3 protein-coding genes are annotated in these 3,139 nt (G+C 68.4%); all 3 read right to left on the bottom strand.

Annotated elements, in window-relative coordinates; translation table 11 throughout:
• A partial coding sequence (gene murC / locus VGB60_RS07395) for a UDP-N-acetylmuramate--L-alanine ligase (protein WP_331037625.1) occupies positions 1-1,271 on the bottom strand: 1,271 nt, incomplete at its 3' end.
• A gap of 207 nt (positions 1,272-1,478) precedes the next feature.
• Positions 1,479-2,138 carry an SMC-Scp complex subunit ScpB gene (scpB, locus tag VGB60_RS07390; RefSeq protein ID WP_414644483.1) on the bottom strand — a complete coding sequence of 220 codons (660 nt, stop codon included), beginning with the start codon at positions 2,136-2,138 and terminating at the stop codon, positions 1,479-1,481.
• A 181-nt stretch (positions 2,139-2,319) separates the two neighbouring features.
• On the bottom strand, positions 2,320-3,138 hold the full coding sequence (locus VGB60_RS07385; protein WP_331037624.1) for a ScpA family protein: 819 nt from the start codon (positions 3,136-3,138) through the stop codon (positions 2,320-2,322).
• Position 3,139: the final 1 nt, after the last annotated feature.

The following is a 3,139-nucleotide window of genomic DNA, read 5'->3' as shown; positions in this document are numbered from 1 at the left end:
CGCCGGATCCCGTCCACGAGCGCGTACTTGTCGACGCCCTCTATCGGTTGTTCGCCGGCGGCGTAGACATCCGCCACGATCACCGCGTCGGCGTCGGAGAAGCAGGTCGAGAACTCCGGCATCAGATCGCGCAGGCGGGTGTAGCGGTGCGGCTGGACCACGGCGATGACCCGGCCCTCGGCGACCTGCCGCGCCGCCTTCAGCACGGCGGCGATCTCCACCGGGTGGTGGCCGTAGTCGTCCACGATCCTGACGCCGTTCACGACGCCGGTGGTGGTGAAGCGCCGCTTGACCCCGCCGAAGCCGGCGAGGCCCGCCTTGATCGCGTTGTCGGCGACATCGAGCTCGCGCGCCACGGCGATCGCGGCTAGCGCGTTGGAGACGTTGTGCCAGCCCGCCATCGGCAGATGCAGGCCTTCGATCCGGGTGGGCTCGTCCAGCGCCGCCAGCCCCCGCCCCTGGATCACCACGTCGAAGCGACAGCCGTCCGGCGCCATCTGACAGTTGTCGGCCCGCACCATGGCCTGAGGGTTGAGGCCGTAGGTGACCAGCCGGCGGTTGTCGATCGCGGCCACCAGGCGCTGCACCTCCGGGTGGTCAAGGCAGACGGCGGCGAAGCCGTAGAAGGGGATGTTCTCGACAAAGTCCACGAACGCCTTCCGCACGCCGTCGAAGTCGCCGTAGTGGTCCAGATGCTCGGGGTCGATGTTGGTGACGATCGCCACCGTGGACTTGAGGCGCAGGAAGCTGCCGTCGCTCTCGTCGGCCTCGACCACGATCCAGTCGCCGTCGCCGACCTTTGCGTTGGTGCCATAGGCGTTGATGATGCCGCCGTTGACGACGGTGGGGTCCAGCCCGCCCGCGTCGAGGATGGCCGCGACCATCGAGGTCGTGGTGGTCTTGCCGTGGGTGCCGCCCACCGCGATCGAGAACTGCAGCCGCATCAGCTCGGCCAGCATCTCGGCCCGGCGCACCAGCGGGATACGGCGCTCGCGGGCCACCATCATCTCGGGGTTCGTCGGCTTGACCGCGGTCGAATAGACCACCGCCGAGACGCCGTCGCCGATGTGGCCGGCGTCATGGCCGATGAAGATGCGCGCGCCCAGCCGTTCCAGCCGTTCCGTATTGGCGCTGGCCTTGGCGTCCGAGCCTTGGACCGAATAGCCGATCTTCAGCATAATCTCGGCGATGCCGCTCATGCCGATGCCGCCGATGCCCACGAAATGGACGGGGCCGAGGTCGAACGGGACGGGGCGAAGGCGAGCGATCATGCCAGCGGACTAGCAGGGGTTCTGGCGGAATGCATCACCCGGCTTGAGCGGGGCGGATGGTGATTGGTGGTTGGTGATTGGTGGATGATGCGGTCGCCGGTGGCGCCCTGGGTCCCGCGGTCAGAGAAGCCGCAACCACCAATCACCAAACGCCAACCACCTGGCCGCGCCGAGCGTCGAACTCCGGTCTCGCAAGCCTGCCGACCCTCAGTCCTCCGCGATGAAATCCTGCGCGAACTCGGGGGCGTCCTCCTCCCCCGGCAACAGGGGTTCGTCGTCGCCGTCCGCAGCCCGTGACGGATCCGGCACCTCGAAGCCGACCGGGATCGACAGGTCCAGCAGGCCCGCGGCCTTCATCTCCTGCACGCCCGGCAGGTCGTAGAGGCTGGACAGACTGAAATGCTCGAGGAAGCGGTCGGCCGTGGCGTAGGTGACGGGGCGGCCGGGCGTGCGGCGGCGGCCCTTCAGCTTCACGAACCCCATCTCCAGCAGCAGGTCCAGCGTGCCCTTCGACAGCGAGACGCCGCGCACGCTCTCGATCTCGGCGCGGGTGCAGGGCTGGTGGTAGGCGATGATGGCGAGGGTCTCGAGGGCGGCCTTGGACAGCCGACGCGGCTCCTCCCGCTCCTCGGTCATCAGGAAGCCGAGATCGGGCGCGGTGCGGAATCGCCAGCGGTCGGCCACGCATTCCAGCTCGACGCCGCGTCCGTGATAGCGATCCCGCAGCGCCGAGATGGCTCCACCGACATCGGCTCCTTCCGGCAGCCGGCGCGCGATCTCGGCGGCGGACAGCGGTCCGGCCGCGGCGAACAGGAGGGCCTCGACGCGGCGCTCGATCTCTCCGTGGTCGGGCGCGAACTGAATCACGATCCCGCCTCCGCTCCTCGAACCGTCATCCTCGGGCTTGACCCGAGGATCAGACCGTCCGTTGCGCGGTTGTGGAGATCTCGGCGAGGTTTCGGGGCCGTCTCGAAAGCACAGCCAGGAGCCGCCTCTGATCCTCGGGTCAAGCCCGAGGATGACGATGAGGAACCGGCGGCGAACCGACTCAAGGAACCAGCTCCAGCGGCTGACCCCTGCCCCGGCGCTTCAGATACAGTTCGGCGAAGGCCTCGGCCTGTCTCACGTTCATCGCCCCCTCCTTGACCAGCTCCAGACTGGCCGACAGGGTCGAGGCGGTAAAGCTGGCCTGTGTGGGGCCGTCGGCGGCGGCTCGGGTGGGCGCGACCTTGTCCAGCGGCGTCCATTGCTCCAGCCGGGGCAGCACATCGCGCAACCAGTCGCGAGCCGCCTCGAGCGCGAACGCCTCAACCCGCTGGCCGGGATTGTACTGGCGTTGACCCTCCCGGCGCCGCTGGGTGACATAGGCGGCCATCAGCTCGTACAGGCTCGCGTCGATGCGGTCGGAAGGGACGATCACGGTGGCCTCGGGGTCGCCGCGGGTGAAGACGTCGCGCTTCAGTTGAGGCCGGCTGGTGATCGCATCCACCGCCTTGCGCATCGCCTCCAGCTTCTGCAGCTGGAAGGCCAGGGCGGCGGCCATCTCCTCAGCCGGCGGCTCGTCCCCCGGCTTCTCAGTGCGCGGCAGGAGCAGGCGGGACTTGAGGTAGGCCAGCCACGAAGCCATCACCAGATAGTCCGCCGCGAGCGAGAAATTGCGGCGTCGGGCCTCGTGCACGAACGCCAGATACTGTTCCGCCAGTTTGGTGATCGACAGTTTCAGCAGATCGACCTTCTGCGTCCGCGCCAGCGCCAGCAGGACGTGCAGCGGCCCTTCGTAGCCCTCCAGATCGACGACGAAGGCCTCGTCAGGACGGGCCTGATCGGCGGCGCTGAAATCCAGATTCGGCTGGAAGGCGTCGGTCATC

This window comes from Brevundimonas sp. (genome assembly GCF_036399195.1).
Classification (GTDB): Bacteria; Pseudomonadota; Alphaproteobacteria; order Caulobacterales; family Caulobacteraceae; genus Brevundimonas.
Note: the sequence above shows the minus strand (reverse complement) of the source record. Positions and strands in the feature narration are given on the sequence as shown.